This window comes from Streptomyces sp. M41 (genome assembly GCF_043673425.1).
Lineage (GTDB): Bacteria > Actinomycetota > Actinomycetes > Streptomycetales > Streptomycetaceae > Streptomyces.
The window spans coordinates 106,264-127,277 of sequence record NZ_JBIMKE010000005.1; the positions used below are offsets into that span (position 1 = coordinate 106,264).

Sequence of the window (21,014 nt, forward strand, 5' to 3'; positions counted from 1 at the left end):
ATCGTGCGGATAGCACGCATCGCGCCCCTGCTTGCCGTGGGGGTCACGGCGACGCTGGTCCCGGTTCTCGCCCCGGCGCAGGCGTCCGCGGCGGAACCGCTGAAGAGATTCACGACCCAGAAGCCCGCGTGGCATCGTTGCGACGCGCAGATGCCGGCCTCCTTCCAGTGCGCGACGATCAAGGTTCCGCTCGACTACAGCCGCCCCGACGGCAAGACGATCAAGCTGGCGATCTCCCGCATGAAGACCTCCGTGCCCGGCAAGCGGCACGGCGCGCTCGTGTTCAACCCCGGTGGTCCTGGCGGGCCGGGCCTGGACATGCCGGTGATGATGAAGGAGATGATGCCGAAGAAGGTCCGGGAGCAGTACGACCTGATCGGGTTCGACCCCCGGGGCGTGGGCCAGAGCACCCCGCTCACCTGCGGCCTCACGAACGCGCAGCAGAACTCCGAACGCCCGTACAAGCCGGAGACGTTCGACAAGGACGTCAAGTGGGCCAAGAGCGTCGCCGACAAGTGCCGTGCCAAGAACGGCGACAAGCTGCCGTACTTCACGACCCGCAACACCGCCCGTGACATGGACGTCCTGCGGGCCGTACTGGGCGAGAAGAAGCTTTCCTACCTGGGCTACTCCTACGGCACCTACCTCGGTGCCGTCTACGCGCAGATGTTCCCGCAGCGCACCGACCGTTTCGTGCTGGACAGCGCCGTCGACCCGGAGCGGGTGTGGCGGGGCATGATCCAGGTGTGGGCGGAGGGGACCGAGCCGGCGTTCAAGCGGTGGACGCAGTGGACCGCGAAGCGGCACCGCACGTACAAGCTGGGCGCGACCCCGGCGAAGGTGAAGAAGACGTTCTGGGATCTGATAGCCAGGGCGGACCGCAAGCCGATCGAGGACGGTGACACGAAGCTCACCGGCACGGACATCCGTTCCTACTTGCGGGGCGAGTTCTTCAGCCCGCAGAGCGCGGCGGAGGCGTTCGTGGACCTGAAGAAGGCGGCCGACGGCCGTGCACGCACGGGCCGTTCCGCCGTCTCGGAGGACCGTCGGGAACCGCGCCGCTCCGCCACCTTCGCCGCGCAGCCGCCGGCCGACAACGGGTCCGCGTCGTTCTGGACCGTGGTCTGCGGTGACACCCCGGCCTGGTCGCACGACCCCGAGCAGTACCGGCGGGAGGCGGTCCGGGACAAGGCGCAGTACCCGCTGTACGGCGACTTCGGATCCAACATCACGCCCTGCGCCTTCTGGGGCAAGACGGCCGAGCCAGTCACCAAGGTCGACAACAAGGTCGGCACGCTGGTCGTCCAGAACCAGTGGGACTCCCAGACGCCCCTGGTCAGCGGCGAGGGTATGCACAGCGCCCTGAGGGGCTCGCGCATGGTGTACGTCAAGGGCGGCGAGGGCCACGGCGTCTACGCCGGGAACACGAAGTCCTGCGCGGACAAGGCCGTCAACGCCTACCTGAGCAACGGCAAGCTGCCGGCCCAGGACGTCACCTGCAAGCCGCTGGGCAGCCGCAGCGGCGCCCCGGCCGAGCCGGTCATCCCGACCCCGGAGCAGTCGCCGGGAGCGCCCCGCTTCTGACGCTCTCCCCTTGAACGCCTCCTGGAACCGCCCGGTGCCACATCACCGAGCGGTTCCAGGAGGCTTCGACGTTCGGCGCAATTAGCATGAGCCGCACCAGCGGCCCGCTCCACCGAACTCGGCGCCTGGAAGCTGGACACGAGCGGGCTGCCGCTCTACAGCCGCAAGGACATGATGTTGGCCCCCGAGGACGACGGAACCGACGGCGGCTGACCGGGCGAGCCGTGTCACCCGGACGGACCGGCGCGCTGGTGGCCGTACCCGCGTGATGGTGCCTTGAGAAGACGTACCCGATCTTGAGCGCGCCATGGCCCCCAGCGCAGGAGGTCCTCGATGCCCCGTCCCCCGGCCCGTGCCGTCGTCGCCTCGGCGCTCTCGGTGGGCGCCCTGCTGTCCGTGTCCGCCTGCTCCGCCCTCGGGCTGGACGAGGCGGCCAGGGCCGTCAGCGCCCCGGCCTCGTCCGCGGCCGGCGCGCCGAAGGTGCCCGCAGCCGATCCGACCCTCACCCAGTCCCAGGCCAGGGCCGCGCTCATCGGCGAGGCCGATCTCGGGGAACCGTGGGCGGCCACCGAGGGCTTCGCCACCTGGCGGGAGTCCATGCTCAAGGCGACCACCGAGTCGCCGGAGTGCGGCCGGCTCCTCGACAGCCTCTACACGGAGGAGCTCTTCGGCCCCGACGCCCGTACGCGCGCCTCGGTCGGCCTGGACGACGCGTGGGACGGGGCCCAGCTGCGCTACCAGGTCGTCGCGCACCGGCCGGCCGACGTGGACCGGACGCTGGCCTGGCTCGACGGACTGCCGGACGCGTGCGGACGCTTCACGGCCACCGCGGGCGGCGGGCCGATGACCGGGTGGGTCCGGGGGGTCGAGCTGCCCGAGGTCGGGGAGGCCCGGCAGGGGCTGCGCATCGTCCTCAGCGCCGTGTCCGAGTACGACGACGCGCCCACCCTCACGCTCGACGTCGCCGCCGTCCGGGTGGGCGACGACGCGATCGTCGTCACGACGGGCGGCCTCGGCGAGGTACCCGCCGATGCCACCCGGGCGGCCGTCGAAGTGGGTGCCCACCGGCTGGCGGAGGTGCGCAAGCGGGGGCGTGCCAGCATCTGAGCGGGCGCCCACCCGGGCCGCACGTCGGCCGGACACGGCGATGCCGACGACGCGGCGGTCAGACGATGCGGTCCACGGCCTCCTTGGCCTCCTTCAGGCCCGCCCCGGTGATCTCCCGGTAGGTCTTGATCGCCGGGATCTTCTTGCCCGACCGCGCCAGCGCCACGACCTCGTCCATCCTCGGGTCCTCCTCACGCAGCCCCAAGTGGTCGACGATCAGATCGAGTTTGCGCTCGACCCTGGCGAGGCGCCGGTCGGTACGGGAGATCCGGTTCTCCATGCCGAGCAACATCACGAACGCAACCGCCGCCAAAAACAAACCCGCTATGTCCATGACGGATGATCCTAGGGGGCCGCCGATCGCAGAAGGCGCCCGCTCTCAGCGGGCGACCGATCTTGAGAGGGGCTCCGCGGCTCGGCTCGGCTCGGCTCGGTTCGGACTACTCCGGTGTGAAACGCAAACGGTGGGCCACCACGTCCCGGGCCACGTCCAGAGCCGTGCGTCCATGGGCGAAGGCATGGGCGCGCAGACGGGCCAGTGCCTCGTCCGTGCCGACGCCCAGCTGGGCCATCATCATGCCGGTGGCCTGGTAGACCTGGTCCTGGTCGGCGGCGAGGCCGCTCAGCCAGCGCTCGTCCTCCGGGTCGCCCGCCTCCTCCATGCGCGGCAGCGCCATCAGCGCCGTCGTCATCATCCCGGCCACCAACCGCGCCGTGCGCAGCTCCCGCTCACTGAGCGCGCCGGGCGTGTCCCGGTAGAGATCCAGCGTGCCCACGCACACCGTCTCGTTGCCGAGCGGCATCGAGTACACCGCCCGGACCCCGGCGGCCGTGGCCTCCTGGGCGAAGACCGGCCAGCGCGAGACGTCCAGCCCTTCCGTCAGATCACACGCGAGCACGGGCGCACCGCTGAGGGCGGCGGACTGGCACGGGCAGTCGCCCAAGGTGGCCTGGATCTCCGTCAGACGGGCGGCCTGCGGGCTGCTCGCGCCCAGCTGTACGGGCATGCCGTCGCTGTGCAGCGACACGCTCGCGCCGTTCACGGGCAGCAGCTCCACGGCGACATCGCACAGCCGCGCCGGCACCTCGCCCGGACCCGCACCGCGTACGCCATCGGCGATTCGCTCGCCGTCGCCCTGCGCGGCACCACCTGCATCCCGCCGGGCGGGCACCGGCGGCTCCCGCCCCCGCTCATCGCATCGATCGTCTCTGGGCTGCACGGCAGCCTCCTCGTCCCGAGCGCGGCGTGCTCCGGTCCCAGACCCTTACGGCCCTGACCGCTCGTCCCGGACCACGCCCGACTACCCGTGACCGGCCCCGCAAAACCACGCGGCGGGCCGGAACCGGGGGCGGCCGGGGCCGCTACAGCGGGGGCTGGGCCGGGGCCGGGCCCAGGGTGGTCGTGCCGGGGGCCGTGCGGTGGCCGAGGCCGGTGCGGTACGCGTCCAGGGCCGCCTCGACCCGGCCGGTGCGGCGCAGCAGGTCACCGAGGAGACGGCACAGGTCGGCCAGGTCGCCGGCCGCACCCGCGCGTTCCAGCAGGCTCAGCGCGCGGACGTAGTGCTCCTCGGCGGCCTCGGTGTCGCGGGTGTCCTCGGCGATGATGCCGAGCAGGCGGTGGGCGGCGGCGGAGTGCAGCGCGCCGCGCTCGGGGCTGAAGTCGCTGAGCACCTCGTGCAGCAGGGCGGCGGCCTCGTCGGACTTGCCGCGCCGGTGCAGCACATCAGCGAGTTCTACGGCGACCTGGCTGGTGTAGAGGGCGGCGCGCTGGGCGGTGAGCATGGCGCGGGCCTCGCGCAGTTCGGCCTCGGCGCGCTCGAGGTCGCCGTTCTGGGCGTAGACGTAGCCGCGCATCCAGTGGCAGTTGGCGAGTTCGGTACGGATCTGGAGCTGTCGGTACAGCTCGGCGGCCTTGGCGAGGGAGGCGTCGGCCTCGGCGAGCCGCCCCTCGGCGAGGAGGGTGCGGGCGACGGACCGGTGCATCCGGGCCACCAGGGCCGGGTCGGCGGCCTGCGGGGCGAGCGCGAGGGCGTACTCGGCGGCCTGGGCGGCGCGGGCATGGGCGCCCATGTCCATGTACGGGCCGATGACGCTGGCGTAGAGCAGGAGCAGGGCGTCGGGGTCGTGCAGTCCGCCGCGGTTCAGCTCGTCGAGGGTGGACTCCAGCAGATAGACGGCGTAGCGCAGTTCGCCGGCGAGGTAGTGGGAGACCGCACGCCCGCGCAGGGCCGGCACCCGGGCGGGTAACGGGGCGTCGGCGAGGGCCTGCTCGGCCAGTTCGAAGTACCGTCGGGCCTCGGCCAGCTCGCCGGTGTCGATGCCGCACTCGCCGAGTCCGAGCAGCGCGACGGCCTCCGCCTCGCCGAGCTGATGTCCACGCGCCTCGGCGAGCAGCGCGGCGTACTGCTCGGCCGCCGCCTCGGCCGCTCCGGTGGCGAGTGCGCGCTGGGCCTCGGTGAGTCTGAGCCGCAGATCGGTGGCGAGGTGGGCCGGTCTCCCGGTGGCCAGCTCCTCGAAGGCGACGCCGAGCCGGTCGGCGAGATGCCGCAGCGCGTCGTCGGAGGGGCGCACCCGGCCGGCCTCCAGCGTGGAGACATAGGCGGGTGTGTAGGCCGGTTCGGCCAACTGCCGCTGGGTCAGCCCGCGCTCGACCCTCAGCTGCTGCACCCGGCGCCCGATGATCCCCGGGTCGTCACGCTCGGCCATGCCCAACTCCCCCTGCACCCCTTGCCGTTCGGCTTGGACGGCCCCTAGGTTAAACGGTGTATTAAACCTGCTTAATTGAAACCGCCCGATACCTTGCCTGCCGCTGAGAGGTCGCCGTGGTCGGACGCACCAGCACCACCGCGCGTTACACCCGAGGTGTCGCCGCCGCCGTGGTCACCGTGGCGACGCTGATCCTGGCGGCGAACGCGGGGCCGGCGAGAGCGGCGGAGACCCGGCCGGCGTGGCATCCGCAGACCACGACCGGACCGGCGGCCTCCGCCGGCCGCTGAGGGCACCGTCAGAGCTGGAACTCCGCCGGGGACAGACCCAGCGCCGCGCATGCCTCTCTGAGGACCTCCTGCTCCGACTGCGAGAAGTAGCCGTCGGCGCCCGCGATGACGATGCCGGTCTGGATGACCGCCCGCGCCTCGGTGGGCTTCTTCGCGGCCTTGGCGATCTCCTGCATCGCCTCGGCCTTGCCCTGCGGGAAGTTGCGGGTCAACAGGTCCACGTGCTTGTTGAAACGCTGGCGCAGCTGGTCCGGCGGGAAGTTCTGCAAGACCTCGTTGCTGAGGATCATCGACTCCATCTGCTGCTGCTCGGACGGGTCCACATGACCGTCCGCCGCCGCGACCAGGGCGCACATCGCCATGCTGGCGTCCCGGTACGCCCCGCTCTTCAGCTCCGTCTTGAGGGAGCCGAGCTGGGTCTTGAGCAGGCCCACCAGCTGGGCGCGCGACGCGCCCCGCGAGCCGCCGGACCGGGAGCCGCCGTGTCCGGCCTGCCCGCCGTGCCCGCCGTGCCCGCCACTCGCTCCGTGGCCCCCCTGCACCTGCTGCTGGAGATTCTTCGCCTGGTCCTTGAGCCGGTCGAACAGCGCCATTGACGTCACCTCGGTATTCGTCGGAGTCATCCGGGTCATCGGTCATGACCCCGCTCGCACGCACTACCCCGATCAACGTCTGCCCATGACCGGAAGTTCCAAGCCGCCCCCGGACGGCCCGATCATCCTGGCCGGCCGGGTCGTCCGTCAGCCACTGACCTGAAGCTGCCGCAGCCGCTCGTGGACGTTCTCCAGGGCGCCCCGCCGACGGCCGGGCACCCGGCCGCGCAGCTCCGCGAGGAGGCCGCCCAGCTCCTGCGCGAGCGCCGTGTCGTGGATCTGCCCCCACTGGTGGTGGGCCCGGTCCACGGCGGCCTGCACCACCGGCAGGTCCGGGCTCTGCCCCGCGGAGAGCCGAGCCGAGGCGACCGTCAGCCAACTCCGGCAACTGCGCACCGCGTCCCCCGCCAGCATCGCCAGATCCGCCCGCACCTCGATCCAGTGCCACGCCTCCTCGGAGGCATGCCCATGGGCCCGCATGGCTACGAGCTCATGATGCGCGGCCAACGCATCGGCCTCCCCATGCCGCCCGGCCTCCACAGCGGCACTGATGACACTGTGCGGATCACCGGCGACGTCTGCGGCGGCTGGCGCGGAGGCCGGGGCGGGCGCGAAGGCCGGGGCGGGGGCCCGGGTCGGGATCGGGGGAATGGCGTCGGCGGAGATCCGGGTGGCACCGTCCACGAGGGCGAGCGCGGGGGGCTCTCCCGCACTCGGGGCCGGAGTGGCCGCGAGGGCGTGCGCGGGGGGCTGCGCGGAAGTCGGGGCTGGACTCGCCGCGAGGGCGTGCGCCGGGGGCTGTAGCGAACTCGGGGCTGGAGTCGCCGCCGGCACAGGCGCGGACGGCTCCGCCGAACCCAGCGCGGCACCCGGCCCTGGCGCGGGCGTGGGGGACTGCGCTGCGCCCAGGGCTGCACCCGCCACACGGGCGTGGGCGAGGGGCTGCGCGGAAGACGCCGCGGCGTCGGCACCGGCGTCGATACCTGCCGTGGCGGTCGGGGCCGAGGCAGGTGCGGGTGCATGTGCGGACGCAGAGTGCGCGCTCTCAGCCGAAGGAGACGGCTCAGCGAGCGGAGCGGTCAGCGCGGGGAGTTGCAGGGTTTGCGGCTCGGTCGGCTCCGGCAGGCTCCCGCTCCGGACTGAATCCGGGACGGCAGCCGGCGCGGGACTCGCAGCCTGCTTCTGATCCGGGCTCACCGCAGGCACTCCCACGGCACTTGCGGCGGCCGAGTGCTGATCCGCACCCGCCCCAGGCACCCCCACGACACGCACAGCCAAGTCCTGATCCGCACCCGCCCCAGGCACCCCCACGGCACTCGCCACAGGGACCTGTACAGCACCCGGCCGAGGTGCCGTCACCGAAGCGGGCACGGGAGCCGGGGCGGGGGCAGCCGCAGGGAGCGGCCGGCTCTGCGGGGGCGTCTGGGCGGGCATCGCGGGCAGACCCCGCGGGGCGCCGTGAGGCAGTCCCTCCGGGGCGCCGTGCGGCAGACCCTGCGAGCCGCCGTGGGGCGGGCCCGGCTGCAGGTCCGGGGTCGGGAGTGGCTGGGCGTGGGGGGTCGCTGGTTGGAAGCCGGGGGCCAGGGGCAGGGAGGGTGGGGGGAGTTGGGGGGCCTGCTGGGCCGTCAGGACGATGTCGGTGGCCGGGCCGCCGTCGGGGGTGGTGCGGGAGAGGGCCTGCTGGTGGAGCTGGTCCAGGGGCGGGCGGTGGCCGCTGCGCAGGAGGGTCGCGACGGCCTTCATGTACGCCGGTCCCGCGACCCGGCGCCGCTGCGGTGGCGGGGCGACACGGCCGTACACCGCGTTGTTGCGGCCCGAGTCGAGGGGGTTGGCGCGCAGCCACTCCCAGGTCTCGGCGTCGGCGTGCAGGTCGAGGAGGAGGGAGGTCGAACCCGGTGCGCGCAGGCGCAGTTCCTCACGGATCCAGTGCCAGGGAAAGCCGGTGTAGCGGACCGTCGACGGGGTGGTCCGGGCCAGCGCGAGGTGGGGCAGGTGCTGGCGGCGGTCCAGTTGCAGCTGGCCGGTGACGAACACGGTCAGCGGGCCGGGAGCGACCGCGGCGGCGCGCAGGCGGGTGAGGACGGCCTGGGGTTCCAGGGGGTCGGCCAGTTCGATGACGTTCGCCGTGTCCGTGCCGGAGAGCACCGCCGGTGGCACCGCGGCGAGCACCGGAAGCACGGAGGCGGCGTCCACCAGACACCCCTTGCCCGCCGGTGCGGCGGCCAGCAGCAGAACGGTTCCGGGCATCGGTCCCTCCCCATCCCCCGTCGATCACGTACGGCAGCACCGTAACCGGTGCGGCTGCAAAGCGGGATCTCCGGACGGCCTCAGGGCTCTTTTCGGGCGCTGGTGGTCCCGTTCCCCGCAGCGGCTGTCCTGCGCACCGCGAACACGGTGGTGTCGTCGCCCAGACGGCCGCCGCAGTGCCGCAGCGTGCGCTCCCGCACGAACCCCACCAGCCGCTGCGGCTGCACGAGCTCCGGATCGGCGGCGACCGCGGCGGCGACCTCGTCGGCGAGCGGGTAGAAGACGCCGTCGCCGTCCCTGGCCTCGGTCACCCCGTCCGTGGTCAGCAGCAGCGTCTCGCCGGGCCCGAGGGGCACCCGCAGCACCGGCGGCGGCCCTTCGTCGGGGGCGAGTCCGCCGTAGCCGAGGGGCAGGCCGTGCCCGGGCGGCAGGGGCCGTACGCCGTCGTGGCACACGACGAGCGGGGCGTCGTGGCCGAGGACGACGGCGTCCAGCGCATCCGGCCGCTCCTCGGGGAAGCCGAGCAGCACGGCGGTGGCGAACCGGTCCCCTTCCTCACCCCCGAGGGCGGTGCGCATCCGGATGTGCCGCTGCATCCGCACCTCCAGCCGCCACGCGACCGTCGCCAGCTCCGGCTCGTGATAGCCGGCCTCCCGGAACGTGCCGAGCAGGGCCGAGGCCGCCTCCACCGCGCCGAGCCCCTTGCCCTGGACGTCGCCGAGGATGACGCGAGTGCCGTGCAGGCCGGCCTGGATGTCGTAGAAGTCGCCGCCGACCCTGGCCTCGCTGTCCGCGGCGAGATACACCTCCGCGTGATCCAGGCCGCCCCAGCCCGGCGGCAGCGGGCGCAGCACGGTACGGCGGATGGTCTCGGCGACGTCCTGCATGTGCAGCATGCGCTGCTCGCCGCGCACCCGGACCACGCAGGCCAGCGTGGCGAGGACACCACCGAGGCCGGCTAGGACCAGGTCGGGCAGGCCGGCCTCGTACTGGTGCGGCAGAAAGGCGTCCGCGGCGACATAGCTGGCGGGCGCGAGCACCGCGAACGCGGCCGTCCCCCACACCCCGCAGATCGCGGCGGCGATACCGGGCACCAGCACGGTCCAGGACAGGATCCGGAAGTCGCTGCTGGTGCGGAAGTCGACCGCCACGATGGCGATGAGCAGCAGCAAGGGGGGCACCCAGGCGACGCTGCGGCCTCGCACACGCAGCAGCTGCGGCCGGCGCGCGCTGCCCAGCGGGCTGGCTCCACCGTCGCTGACGGCCCTCATGAGCCTCAGCGAAGCACGCCGTCCGACCCACCGCATCCGGGTGCCCGGGCCCGTACGACTTGCCGCGGCCCGGCCACAGGTGTGCCCTGGATGGCGGGGGCGAGGAGAGAGGAGTGCTCCCATGGCTCATGCGGCACCCCTGCCCGGCGGACAGGCCGGACGGGCGACGACGGCGATCGGAGCGACCGGTGGGAGCGGCCCGTCCGGCACTACCGGTACGAGTGGTCCGCGCCGTGCGCCCGATGTCTTCGGCGCGCAGACGCACCGGATCGCGCACATCGGCGTGGCGATCGTCCTCGGCCTCGTCTATGGCTACTGGTGCGCGGCGAACCAGCGCTTCGGCGGGGAGATCACCGGCTGGAACCTGCTCTTCGGGTTCGTCACCGCGATCGTGTTCGCGGCGCTCTACCTCGCTCTGCACGCCCTGGCCCCTCATCTGAGGCGCGAGCTGCACGCGCTGCTGTGGGCCGCGTTCGCCGGCAGCGCGGGCGGGTTCCTGTACAGCCAGAGCAGCGAGACCGTGCTCAGCTCGGCGATCCTGGGGGCGGTGATCGGCGCGGGCTGCTTCGTCGTGCTGTTCTACCGGTACTACACCCACGAGGACGCCCAGGGCCGCCGGATCGGCTGAGGTCTCCCGGCCCGCGGTTCGGCCCCGGCTGCGCGCCGGGGCCGAACCGTTCCCCTTCATCCACCCACGTGAGCGCCCTGCTCGCTCCCTCGGACTCCGCTGGGCGCTCCTGATCCATGAGACACCCGTTCGGGTGAACTCTCCACCGGAGAGCGCTTCGGTGCGGCCGTATGCAGTCACGCGGCTGGCGCCCCCGCCCCGGTGCTCCTTGCCTGAGAGGGTGCCCACCCCTTTGCGGAACGCCCTGTCGGCGGCGCTGATCGCGCTGGCGTGCCTCCTGGTGCCCTTCGGGGCCCTCGCGGCCTGGGTGGCGTACGGACTGGCCGACACCGGGCGCTATGTCACCGCGATGGCCCCGCTCGCCGCGGATCCGGCCGTGCAGGGCGCGGTGGCGGACACCGTCGGGGACGGGATCATGCGGGAGGTCGCTCCCCGGCTCGAGGACGAGCTCGGCGCCCGTGAGCTCGGCGCCCGTGACGAGCGCGGTGCCGTGCGGCCCTTCGTACGGGACGCGGTGCGCTCGTTCACCCGGACCGATGCCTTCCGCACGGCCTGGGAGGGCGGGAACAGGGCGGTCCACGACGCCGTGCTGAGCGCCCTGAGGGACGGGCGCGCCCGTGCGGTCACCGTCGATCTGGCCCCGGTCACCGCCCAGGTCAAACGCCGGCTCACCGAGGACGACGTGCCGTTCGCCCAGCACATCCCGGTCGAGCACACCGAGGTCGCCGTGCTCCCGGCCGAGGAGCTGGACCGGCTCAGGAAGGGGTACCACGTGCTGGAGGTCGCCGGTTTCTGGCTGCCTGTCTCGGCCGCCGTCCTCGCCGCGACCGGTGTCGCGGTCGCCGCCTGCCGCCGTCGCGCGATCACGGCGACCGCGCTGGGCACGGCTCTCGGCGGCGCCTTTCTGCTGCTCGCGGTGGCGATCGGCCGCCGGCTCACGCTGGCCGACCTGCCCGAGGCCGCCCACCGCCCGGCCGCGGGCGCGGTCTACGACGCCCTGACCGAGACCCTGCGCACGGTGTCCTGGCTGCTGATCGCGCTCGGTCTGGCGGTCGCCCTCGGCTGCCGACTCATGGGCCTGTTCGCGCGACGCCGGCGAGTGTCCGCAGCGCCCGCCGCAGATCCGGCTCAGGAGCCGACGCGAGCCCGAGCCTGACCGCGTCCGGGGTGCGGCTGGGGTCGACGGCGAAGGCGGGGCCCGGCGTCACCGCGATCCCGTGCGCGGCGGCGGCGGCCGTGAAGGTGTCGGCCCGCCAGGGCGCGGGCAGCTCCCACCAGGCGAAACCGGCCCGGGGATCGGACCGTACGGCGAATGCGCCCAGCTCCTCGCCGACGAGGCGCTGCCGGTGCGCCGCGTCCGCGCGCTTGGCCGCGACCAGCCGCCGCACCGTTCCGTCCCCGATCCACCGCACGGCCGCCTCCAACGCGAAGCGTCCGGCACTCCACCCACCCGACCGCACGGCGCCCGCCACCGCCTCGACGCGCCCCTCGGGCACCACGAGGAAGCCGACGCTGAGCCCGGGGGCGACGCGCTTGGAGAGGCCGTCGACGACATGGACGAGACCGGGGGCGTGCACGGCGAGGGGGTCGTCGTCGGTGAGGTACGACCAGATGCGGTCCTCGACGACCGGGATGTCCAAGTCGACGGCCAGGGCGGCGAGTCGGCGCCTGCGCTCGGGGCTCGTCGTCACCGACGTCGGATTGTGCAGGGTCGGCTGGAGATACAGCGCGGCCAGGGGAGCGGTGCGGTGGGCGGCGGCGACGGACCGCGGTAGCGGGCCCTCCGCGTCCGTGGCCAGGGGCACCAGGGTGATGCCGAGCCGGGCGGCGATCTCCTTGACCACGGGATACGTCAGCGCCTCGGCGCCGACCCGGCCGCCCGGCCGGACCAGACCGGCAAGAGCGGCGGCGATGGCCTGGCGGGCGTTGCCGGTGAAGAGGACCTGGTCGGGGGCGGGGCTGTGGCCCGGGGTGGCGAGGAGGGACGCCGCCGCGGCACGGGCCTCGGGGGTGCCGGTGGCTGCGGCCGGGCGCAGGGCCTCGGTCAGCACGTCGGCGCGCAGGAGCGGTGCGAGCGAGCGGGCGATCAGCTCCGACTGGCCTGGCGCCGAGGGGTAGTTGAGCTCCAGGTTGACCGGCGCCTCGGTGGCGGCCTCGACGAGGGACCGCCCGGTCCCCTCGGGGGCGGCCCGTACGAAGGTGCCGCGGCCGACCTCGCCGACGACCAGCCCGCGCCGTACGAGTTCGGCGTACACCCGCCCCGCGGTGGAGGCGGCGATGCCGAGCCGGCGGGCGAACACGCGCTGCGGAGGCAGTCGTTCTCCGGGCTTGAGCCGTCCGGAGGCGATGCCGTCGGCCACGCGGTCGGCGAGACGCCGGTAGTCCTCCATGAGCTTGCCCCCTGCACCCTTTCGACTTCAACGCTGCCCGCCCTTCCGGGCGCCGCTCCCTCGATTGCACCGAGGGCAAAGATCTTATTGCACCGAGGAGTTGAGCCGCTCTAGGGTCGTTCACATGAGCCCCTTCCTCGCATACGAGGACAAAGGCACCGAGACCTCTTCGGTCCCCCTCGTTCTCGTCCACGGCCATCCCTTCGACCACACGATGTGGACCCCGCAGATCGAGGCGTTCTCCACCGCCCGCCGGGTCGTCGCCCCCGATCTGCGCGGCTACGGCTCCTCGCCGGTCGTCCCCGGCATCACCCGCCTCGCCGACTTCGCCGGGGACATCGAGGCGCTCCTGGACGACCTGAAGGTGGAGGCGTTCGTCCTGGCGGGCCTGTCGATGGGCGGCCAGATCGCCATGGAGTGCTACGCCCGCTTCCCCGGCCGCATCCGGGGCCTGGTCCTGGCGGACACCTTCGCCGCCGCGGAGAGCGCGCAGGGCAGGCGGGCCCGGGGCGCCATGGCGGACCGGCTGCTGCGCGAGGGCATGCGCTCGTACGCCGACGAAGTGCTGGAGAAGATGGTCGCGCCGTACGCCGACGCCGAGGTCAAGGCGCACGTCCACCGCATGATGACGGCGACGCCCCCAGAGGGCGCCGCGGCGGCCCTGCGCGGGCGCGCTGAACGTCCCGACTACCGGGACCTGCTCACCCGGGTCACGGTCCCCGCCCTGGTCGTCGTCGGCGAGGACGACGCCTTCACACCGGTCCGCGACGCGGAGGCGATGCACGCGGCACTCCCCGACTCGACACTGCGGGTGATCGCGCGGGCAGCCCATATGCCGAACCTGGAACGGCCGGCGGAGTTCGACGCGGCGCTGGAGGCGTTCCTGACCCGCATCGACGGATGATCCGCACCCCGCCTCACCCCGCCCCCGGCTCGGCCTGCGCACGACCTTCACTCATGAGCCCCGTCCTTGAGGGAGAATCCGGGCATCCCACCCACGAGCGGAAGGCCCGGACTTGGAGACTGCGGCTGCCGGGTGGACCTCGCCCCCGGACGACAGGCCCCGTCGGCGCCCCGGACGCCGGACCGGGCGGTGGTTCGCCGCCTTCCTCCTCGTCTGCGTCACCGTCGTCGTGGGATGCCGCACCCTCGACACCGACGGCATCACCCCGGTCCCCCAGCTGCTCGCCTTCCTGCCCTGGCTGCTCGTCCCCACGGGCTGCGCGCTGCTGCTGTGCCTGCTCACCCGCTGGTGGACCGGCCTGTGCTGGGGCGTGGTCGTGCTGGGGCTGCTGGCGTGGTTCATCGAGCCGTACGGAACGAGCGAGCAGGCGGGCGGGCCACCGCTCGCGTCCTTCCGGGTGCTGACCTCGAACCTCGAGTTCGGGCACGCGACCGACGCCCTCGTCACCGCCGTCCGCAGCGAGAAGCCGGACCTGGTCTTCGTCCAGGAGTGCGAGCACAGCTGCGACGCCACGCTCCGCACGGCCCTCGGCGCCGAGTATCCGCACCGGGTGGCACGCGTGGCCGACGGTTCGGCGGGGTCGGTCGTCCTCAGCCGCTTCCCGCTGAAGCCGGCCGAGGGGGTCGACGGCGCCATGGCCATGCCCGGCGCCGTCGCCGACGTCCGCGGGCACGCCGTACGGCTGCAACTCGCGCATCCGATGCCGCCGCTGCCCGGCGAGGTCGACGCATGGCGCCGGGAACTCGGTGCGCTGCGGGACTTCGCCGCCGCGGCCGGCCGCGAGCCCCTGATCCTCGCCGGGGACTTCAACGCCTCCCAGGACCACGCCGTCTTCCGGCACATCCTGGACACCGGCCTGCGCGACGCCGCCCGCCTCACCGGCCACGACCGCACGCCCAGCTGGCCGGCCCGGTCGGCACCGACGCTCGGCGCGCAGATCGACCATGTGCTCGTGTCCGCCCACTTCTCCGTCGGCACCACCCGCTTCCTGGACCTGGCCGACACCGACCACCGGGCCGTGCTCACCGACGTCACCCTGCACGACAGAAGGTGACAGCCGTCAGGGACGGGCGTGGGGCAACATGTCGGCGCGGCCGCCCCGTGCAGGAGGGCGACCGCGCCGTGTGTGGGGGGTGGGTTCCGGCTGACTAGCGCGCGGACTTCTGCAGGGCCTTGTCCATGGCCGCCGCGAAGCCGTTCGCCCACAGCTGGTTCACGCGGGCCCGCTCGTTGGCGTCCGGGTTGGCGTTGGTGCAGGACGGGCCCGGGCCGCCGCCCGACATCAGCTCGCTGCACGGGCCTTCGTAGTGGTCGGGCAGACCGAGGACGTGACCGGTCTCGTGGGCGGTGACGCGGGTGGAGTCGTACTGCTGGTTCTGCCGGTAGTCGAGGAAGATGTAGCCGTTGCCGTGCCCGTCGGTCGAGGCGTAGGAGCCGCGCGGGTCATTGCCCTCGCGGTAGGTGAAGTCGGCGTTCGAGCCCTGCTGGAGCCGGACGTTGGACACCGAGCTGTTCCATATCTGGGTGCTGCGGGCTATCTGCGCGCTGAACGTCGGCGCGCGGGAGGCGTCGTAGACGACGGTGACGGCCTTCAGGCTCGGGTTCGCGGCGCGCTTCTCGGCCACGGACTTCAGTACGGCCTGGAAGAACGCCTCGCTCGCGTCCGACTTCGGTGATTCCGCCGACTTCGTGACGAACCCGGCGTGACCGGGAGTGGCGGCGGAAGCGGGAACCGCCGTGCCGAGGCCGGCCGTTGCGAGAGTGAGGGTGAGGACCGCCACCGTACGGGCGGACAGGGACGTACGGATACGCATTGAAGACTCCTAGGTGGGGGGTGAGTCGTTCAACACGTGAGTTTCGGCCCCTGTGGGCCCGCTGTGATGATGGCAACCGGTGATAGCCCAGCCCTATCGGGGGCCCAATTGGCAGGCATCCGAGGGGATTTGTATGGCTGGTGAAAGCCTTGATTCCGCTTTAGTCTCCGAGGGCATGGACCTCGAGGTCAGACACCTCCGCGCGCTGTGCGCCATAGCGGACACCGGCAGTCTGCACCGGGCCGCTCGCCAACTGGGGGTCGCCCAGCCGTCGTTGAGCACTCAGCTGCGGCGGATCGAGCAGGAGCTCGGCGGCGCGCTGTTCCTGCGCACGCGATCCGGCTGCCGCCCCACCCCACTGGGCCGCCTGGTCCTCAGCCGCGCCCGCCCCCTGGTGGCCGACATGCGTGCCCTCGTCGCCGAGGCCCGGGCAGCCGCGGTGGGCGGCCCGCAGCTGCGCATCGGCTCGACGGCCAGCAAAGCCCTGGCCGGCTGGCTGCGCAGGCTGCGCGGCCACGGCCAGGACCCCACCCTCCATATGAACGTGTCCCCCAACGCCCTGCTGCGCATGGTCGCCGACGGCCAGCTGGACGTCGCCTTCGTGCACGAGGTGGAAGGCAGCCCCCTGCGCATCCCGCCGGAGCTGCGGCTGCGGGTGCTGATGGAACGCGAACCGCAGTTCGTGTCGTTGCCGGCCGACCATCCGGCGGCGGCCAAGCCCGAGGTCGACCTGCGGGACCTGGCCGGCGACCGCTGGATGATCGACCCCACGGTGGACGGCGAGTGGGACGCCGTGCAGAGGATGTTCCGCGCGGCCGGCGTCAACCCCCACGTACTGCACGGCGACTACCACACGGCCGGCGCCCTGGTCGCCACCGGCGAGGTGGTCACCGTCTGCCAGCCGACCAACGCCTCCAGCGCCGACATGGCGGTACGCCGCCTGCACGGCGACCCGCTCGGCGTACGCCTGCTCCTCGCGGGCCGTACGGAGACGGACCTGGACGGCGTCTATCCCGCGCTGGCCGAGGCGTACGGGGAGGCGGCCCGGCAGGCACCGGCGTACCGGGAATGGCTGGAACACGACGGCGAAAAGCAGCCACCACCGGTCCCAGCCCTCCCCTGACCGTCCTGCGGCCGTCCCACGGCCGTCCCTACGACCGCACCAAGACCGCATTCCCCCCATCGGCCGGGGCTCAGACGCCGATGTCGCAGCCGTCCTTGCGCCAGACCGCCACCACCGCCGGACGGTTGATCTTCCCGGCCCCGTCGGGCCAGGCGCTCAGCGGCTTCTCGGCCGTGGCACCGTCGATCTCGCCCGGGTGCTGCACGGAGACGAGCACCCGGCGGTCCTGGATGACCGGGCCGCAGGTCTCCGCGCCCTTCGGCATCGTCAGGAACTGCTTGAGCTCACCGCGCCGGTCACCGCGGGTCGCGACGCCGAAGAGGCCGTCGTGGAAGCCGAGGGCGTTGCCGTCGGTGGAGATCCACAGGTTTCCGTAGGAGTCGAAGGCGACGTTGTCCGGGCAGGAGATCGGCGAGACGTCGCTCTTCGGGAACCCGGCGAAGTAGGTGGCCGGGTCGTCGGGGTCGCCCGCCACCAGGAACAGCTTCCAGGCGAACTTCTTGCTGTCGGCGCAGTTCCAGCGCTCGGTGAGCTCCAGGACCTGGCCGTGCTTGTTGGAGTTGCGCGGGTTGGCCTCGTCGGCCTTGGCGTTGCTGCCGACACCGCGGTTGGTGTTGTTGGTGAGGGCGACGTACACCTTGCCGGTGTGCGGGTTGGGCTCGATGTCCTCGGGCCGGTCCATCTTGGTGGCGCCGACCTTGTCACCGGCGAGACGCGTGAAGACGAACACCTCCTCGGCGCTCATGCCCTCGACATGCGAGACGGCACCCTTCGCCGTCGCCGTGGCCAGCGGGATCCACTCACCGCTGCCGTCGAACTCACCGTCGGCGGGAAGCTTTCCGGTCCCGTCGATCTCGATGGCGGGGGAATCACCGGTGAGCTTGGCGACATACAGCGTCCCCTCGTCCAGCAGCGACAGATTGTGCTCCCGCACCGCCCGGCTCGACCCCTTCCGCATCCGCTTGCTGCCGACGAACTTGTAGAAGTAGTCGAAGCGCTCGTCGTCCCCGGAGTACACGACGGGCCGCCCGTCGTCGGTCAGCCGCACGGTCGCGCCCTCGTGCTTGAAACGGCCGAGCGCGGTGCGCTTGCGCGGCTTGGAGGTGGGGTCGTACGGGTCGAGCTCGACGACGTACCCGAACCGGTGCGACTCGTTGGGCTCCTGCGCCACGTCGAACCGCTTGTCGAACCTCTCCCACTTGCGCTCGCTCGCGCCCGTCCCGAGCCCGTACCGCTTGTCGGTGGCCCGGGTGGCGTTGGCGAAGTACTGGTTGAAGTTCTCCTCGCCGTGCAGCGTCGTGCCCCACGGGGTGACGCCGCCGGAGCAGTTGTTGAGGGTGCCGAGGACCTTGGTGCCGGTCGGGTCGGCGGAGGTCTTCAGCAGGTCGGAGCCGGCGGCCGGGCCGGTGACCTTGAACTCGCTGGTCGCGGTGACCCGGCGGTTGAGCGGGTGCCGCGGCACGGGCGTGAGCTTCCCGCTCCTGCGGTCGCCCTCCACGACGACGGCGGACAGCCCGTGGGCGGCCCACGCGACCTCGACCTGCTGCCGGGTCGGGTTGGCGGCGTCGTACCCGCGGAACATGAGCACCTCGTCGGTGTACTCATGATTGGCGACCAGGATCTGCCGGCCCCGCTCGCCCGGCAGCGGGAGCAGGGCGAGGAAGTCGTTGTTGTAGCCGAACTGCTTGGACTGCGCCTCGCCGGTCTGCTTCTCCGGGTCGAAGGCGGGCGCGCCCCGCAGGATGGGCTCGCCCCAGCGGATGACGATGTTCTGTACGTATTCGTCCGGAATCGTCACAGCATCAGCGGTGTTGGGCGCGACGGGAGTGAAGCGCAGACCGCGCGCACCCCGGGAGTGACGCGGTCCCGCCGCGGGCTTCTCGGCGGCCTTCGCCTCCGGCGCGGCGACGGTGGCGGAGGCCCCCACGGCGGCGGCCGCGGTGACGACGGCGGCGGCGCGCAGCGTCGTACGGCGGCTGACGGCCTCGGCGATGACGTCGCCTACGTATGGGTTCGTGGTGGTATTGGGCACCTCGTGGAAACAGGCGTCACCACACCGGAACCGGCAGGTCAGGGCGGCCCGGCCGCCGTGGTGCGAGTCACTGTTCGTGCGGACGATCGGCAACGGAATGCGCATGGTGTGTCTTTCTCCCTGCTTCCCCATGAAGTGCAGCGTGGGGGACGCTAGGGGCACGTTTGTGCGGCAGTGGAGCGACGGCGTGAACGACGGGTGAACCAGAGGTGTCCGTAAGCCAGTTGAGCCCCGACGCGCGCCCCTCGCCCGACTCGGCGCGATCCGGCCTTGACGCAGGGGGTCCACCGCGCCCGCCCCTCCCCAAGATCGCTACCGAGGGCCGCTAACCTTACGTGTCCGTCCTGGCCAGGGATCTACGGGCATCAACTCACGCGAAGGGTTGCGCACATGGGCATTCTCACTCTCCTGCGGAACGCATTCGGCCGGTCACGCAAGGGACGTACCGCCGAAGCAGAGGGTGCGACTCCTTCGCCGGAACCGCAGCCGACACTCCCCTCCCCGTCCCCGGAACCCCAGCCCCCGGCCACGGCCCAGGTCCCGGAACCCCGCACCGCGGAACCCTCGGGCGACGAGGAACACGAACTGGTCTCGGCGGCCTTCGACAACATCACAGTCCCGAAGCCGACGTCTCCGGCAGACGCCCACCCCGAGCCTCAGACGGGCGCGACGGCGGCCGAGGAGCCGACGCCCACGGCGCCGGCGACGCAGACACCGGCGGCCGAGGAGCGGACCCCTGCGGAGGCCGCGGCGGAGACGCCGGCGGTTGAGGAGACGGCGCCCGCGGAGCCGGTGGCTGAGGAGCAGACCCCTGCGGAGGCCGTGGCGGAGACGCCGGCGGCGATCGAGGATCCGGTGGCGGACACACCGGCGGTTGAGGAGGCGGCCCCTGCGGAGGCGGTGACAGAGACGCCGACGGCGATCGAGGATCCGGTGGCGGAGACGCCGACGGTTGAGGAGGCGGCCCCTGCGGAGGCGGTGACAGAGACGCCGACGGCCGAGGAGACGGCGCCCACGGAGGCCGTGGCGCAGACGCCGGCGGTTGAGGAGACGGCGCCCGCGGAGCCGGCGGCTGAGGAGCAGACCCCTGCGGAGGCCGTGACGGAGACGCCGGCGGCGGTCGAGGATCCGGTGGCGGAGACGCCGGCTGTTGAGGAGGCCGCGACGGAGAAGCCGGTCGCCGAGACACCGGCTGCGGACGAGCCTGCCGAGGAGCCGCTCGTCGAGGCGCCCGCAGCCGAGGAGGCGGTCGCGCCCGCAGCCGCCGACGGCGAGGACGCCCCACAGGGGCCACCCGCAGCCGACGACGAAAGCAGCACGGGTGGTGCGGGTGGGACCACGAACGCCGAAGGCGAAGCCGAGGCGCCGGTCCCGGTGGAGCCGCCCGCAGCCGCCGTCGGCGAGGACGCCCCACAGGGGCCACCCGCGGCTGACGACGAAAGCAGCACGGGTGGTGCGGGTGGGACCACAAACGCCGAAGGCGAAGCCGAGGCGACCCCCACAGCCGCCGCAGGCACAGGCACCCCCACCCCCGCCCCCACCCCCCGAACCCTCCGCACAGCCCACCGCGCCGCAGCCGCAGCCCTGGAGAAGTTCGACCTCACCGGCACCCGAGCCAAGGTCTACCTCGTCCTCGACCGCTCCGCCTCCATGCGCCCGTACTACAAGGACGGCTCCGCCCAGGCCCTCGGCGACCAGACCCTCGCCCTCGCCGCCCACCTCGACCCGGCCCCCGAGCCCAAGGTCCAGGTCGTCTTCTTCTCCACCGAACTCGACGGCACCGGCGAGCTCACCCTCACCGACCACGAGAACAAGATCGACGAGCTCCACGCGAGCCTCCCCCGCATGGGCCGCACCAGCTACCACGTGGCCGTGGAGAAGGTCCTCACCCACCACACCGAGACGTCCCCCGAGACCCCCGCCCTGGTGGTCTTCCAGACGGACGGCGCCCCGGACGCCAAGACTCCCGCCACCCACGCCCTCACCGTGGCCGCGAAGGACCACCCCGCCGTCTTCTTCTCCTTCGTCGCCTTCGGTGACCCCGAGCAGAAGGCGTTCGACTACCTGCGCAAGCTCAAGACGGGCAACACGGCCCACTTCATGGCGGGCGAGACCCCCCTCGAACTGACCGACAAGCAGCTCTACGAGGGCATCCTCGCGAACTGGCGCCCCTAGCCCCACCAGCGCCCCGACCAGCGGCCCCACCAGCGGCCCCGCCCAGACCCGCACCCGGCCGCCCGCCCACCCCTTAAAACGGGAAGCGGG

Annotated in this window: 18 protein-coding genes; 9 read left to right on the forward strand and 9 right to left on the reverse strand. The window is 72.8% G+C overall.

The window, feature by feature from the left end:
* Positions 1 to 3 precede the first annotated feature (3 nt).
* Positions 4 to 1,584, forward strand: coding sequence for an alpha/beta hydrolase (locus ACHBTE_RS09010; protein ID WP_394723008.1), 1,581 nt, complete (start codon positions 4 to 6; stop codon positions 1,582 to 1,584).
* 333 nt (positions 1,585 to 1,917) lie between these two features.
* The gene (locus ACHBTE_RS09015) at positions 1,918 to 2,691 is read left to right on the forward strand and encodes a hypothetical protein (RefSeq protein ID WP_394723010.1); all 774 of its coding nucleotides are present in this window, start codon (positions 1,918 to 1,920) and stop codon (positions 2,689 to 2,691) included.
* Positions 2,692 to 2,749: 58 nt separating this feature from the next.
* Here the strand turns inward: ACHBTE_RS09015 and ACHBTE_RS09020 are convergent, their stop codons facing one another.
* From ACHBTE_RS09020 to ACHBTE_RS09030, 3 genes are all read right to left on the reverse strand, one after another.
* Complete coding sequence (locus ACHBTE_RS09020; protein ID WP_394723011.1) at positions 2,750 to 3,025, reverse strand: ribosomal protein L7/L12; 276 nt, start codon at positions 3,023 to 3,025, stop codon at positions 2,750 to 2,752.
* Positions 3,026 to 3,131: 106 nt separating this feature from the next.
* Entirely contained in the window at positions 3,132 to 3,911 is a 780-nt protein-coding gene (locus ACHBTE_RS09025) for a GAF and ANTAR domain-containing protein (RefSeq protein WP_394723013.1), read from the reverse strand.
* A gap of 142 nt (positions 3,912 to 4,053) precedes the next feature.
* Positions 4,054 to 5,397, reverse strand: a complete 1,344-nt coding sequence (locus tag ACHBTE_RS09030; protein ID WP_394723014.1) for a tetratricopeptide repeat protein — start codon at positions 5,395 to 5,397, stop codon at positions 4,054 to 4,056.
* Positions 5,398 to 5,513: 116 nt separating this feature from the next.
* On the opposite strand from ACHBTE_RS09030, the gene ACHBTE_RS09035 reads away from it, so the two are divergent.
* The gene (locus tag ACHBTE_RS09035; RefSeq protein ID WP_394723016.1) at positions 5,514 to 5,687 is read left to right on the forward strand and encodes a hypothetical protein; all 174 of its coding nucleotides are present in this window, start codon (positions 5,514 to 5,516) and stop codon (positions 5,685 to 5,687) included.
* An 8-nt stretch (positions 5,688 to 5,695) separates the two neighbouring features.
* Here ACHBTE_RS09035 and ACHBTE_RS09040 read toward each other — a convergent pair whose 3' ends face one another.
* The 3 genes from ACHBTE_RS09040 to ACHBTE_RS09050 all read right to left on the reverse strand — a co-directional run bounded on the left by ACHBTE_RS09040 (position 5,696) and on the right by ACHBTE_RS09050 (position 9,798).
* The gene (locus tag ACHBTE_RS09040; RefSeq protein WP_394723017.1) at positions 5,696 to 6,280 is read right to left on the reverse strand and encodes a tellurite resistance TerB family protein; all 585 of its coding nucleotides are present in this window, start codon (positions 6,278 to 6,280) and stop codon (positions 5,696 to 5,698) included.
* Between the two features lie 147 nt (positions 6,281 to 6,427).
* Positions 6,428 to 8,527, reverse strand: a complete 2,100-nt coding sequence (locus ACHBTE_RS09045) for a hypothetical protein (RefSeq protein WP_394723018.1) — start codon at positions 8,525 to 8,527, stop codon at positions 6,428 to 6,430.
* Between the two features lie 80 nt (positions 8,528 to 8,607).
* Entirely contained in the window at positions 8,608 to 9,798 is a 1,191-nt protein-coding gene (locus ACHBTE_RS09050; RefSeq protein ID WP_394723019.1) for a PP2C family protein-serine/threonine phosphatase, read from the reverse strand.
* Positions 9,799 to 9,919: 121 nt separating this feature from the next.
* Here ACHBTE_RS09050 and ACHBTE_RS09055 point away from each other — a divergent pair, with 121 nt between their 5' ends.
* Together ACHBTE_RS09055 and ACHBTE_RS09060 are read left to right on the forward strand one after the other, a co-directional pair.
* On the forward strand, positions 9,920 to 10,426 hold the full coding sequence (locus ACHBTE_RS09055; protein ID WP_394723020.1) for a hypothetical protein: 507 nt from the start codon (positions 9,920 to 9,922) through the stop codon (positions 10,424 to 10,426).
* Between the two features lie 220 nt (positions 10,427 to 10,646).
* Positions 10,647 to 11,582, forward strand: coding sequence for a hypothetical protein (locus tag ACHBTE_RS09060; RefSeq protein ID WP_394723021.1), 936 nt, complete (start codon positions 10,647 to 10,649; stop codon positions 11,580 to 11,582).
* Here the strand turns inward: ACHBTE_RS09060 and ACHBTE_RS09065 are convergent.
* On the reverse strand, positions 11,497 to 12,816 hold the full coding sequence (locus ACHBTE_RS09065; RefSeq protein WP_394723022.1) for a PLP-dependent aminotransferase family protein: 1,320 nt from the start codon (positions 12,814 to 12,816) through the stop codon (positions 11,497 to 11,499). The two genes, ACHBTE_RS09060 and ACHBTE_RS09065, sit on opposite strands and share 86 nt — an antisense overlap.
* A gap of 124 nt (positions 12,817 to 12,940) precedes the next feature.
* On the opposite strand from ACHBTE_RS09065, the gene ACHBTE_RS09070 reads away from it, so the two are divergent.
* Together ACHBTE_RS09070 and ACHBTE_RS09075 are read left to right on the forward strand one after the other, a co-directional pair.
* Positions 12,941 to 13,720: an alpha/beta fold hydrolase gene (locus tag ACHBTE_RS09070; protein ID WP_394723024.1), complete on the forward strand. Its 780-nt coding sequence runs from the start codon at positions 12,941 to 12,943 to the stop codon at positions 13,718 to 13,720.
* Positions 13,721 to 13,832: 112 nt separating this feature from the next.
* Entirely contained in the window at positions 13,833 to 14,834 is a 1,002-nt protein-coding gene (locus tag ACHBTE_RS09075) for an endonuclease/exonuclease/phosphatase family protein (protein WP_394723026.1), read from the forward strand.
* Positions 14,835 to 14,928: 94 nt separating this feature from the next.
* On the opposite strand, the gene snpA is transcribed toward ACHBTE_RS09075, so the two are convergent.
* On the reverse strand, positions 14,929 to 15,594 hold the full coding sequence (gene snpA, locus ACHBTE_RS09080) for a snapalysin (protein ID WP_394723027.1): 666 nt from the start codon (positions 15,592 to 15,594) through the stop codon (positions 14,929 to 14,931).
* Positions 15,595 to 15,769: 175 nt separating this feature from the next.
* Here snpA and ACHBTE_RS09085 point away from each other — a divergent pair, with 175 nt between their 5' ends.
* Positions 15,770 to 16,717, forward strand: a complete 948-nt coding sequence (locus tag ACHBTE_RS09085; RefSeq protein WP_394723028.1) for a LysR substrate-binding domain-containing protein — start codon at positions 15,770 to 15,772, stop codon at positions 16,715 to 16,717.
* Between the two features lie 70 nt (positions 16,718 to 16,787).
* Here the strand turns inward: ACHBTE_RS09085 and ACHBTE_RS09090 are convergent, their stop codons facing one another.
* Positions 16,788 to 18,854 carry a PhoX family protein gene (locus ACHBTE_RS09090; RefSeq protein ID WP_394723030.1) on the reverse strand — a complete coding sequence of 689 codons (2,067 nt, stop codon included), beginning with the start codon at positions 18,852 to 18,854 and terminating at the stop codon, positions 16,788 to 16,790.
* Between the two features lie 285 nt (positions 18,855 to 19,139).
* Between ACHBTE_RS09090 and ACHBTE_RS09095 the strand changes: the two genes are divergently transcribed.
* On the forward strand, positions 19,140 to 20,924 hold the full coding sequence (locus ACHBTE_RS09095; RefSeq protein ID WP_394723031.1) for a VWA domain-containing protein: 1,785 nt from the start codon (positions 19,140 to 19,142) through the stop codon (positions 20,922 to 20,924).
* Positions 20,925 to 21,014: the final 90 nt, after the last annotated feature.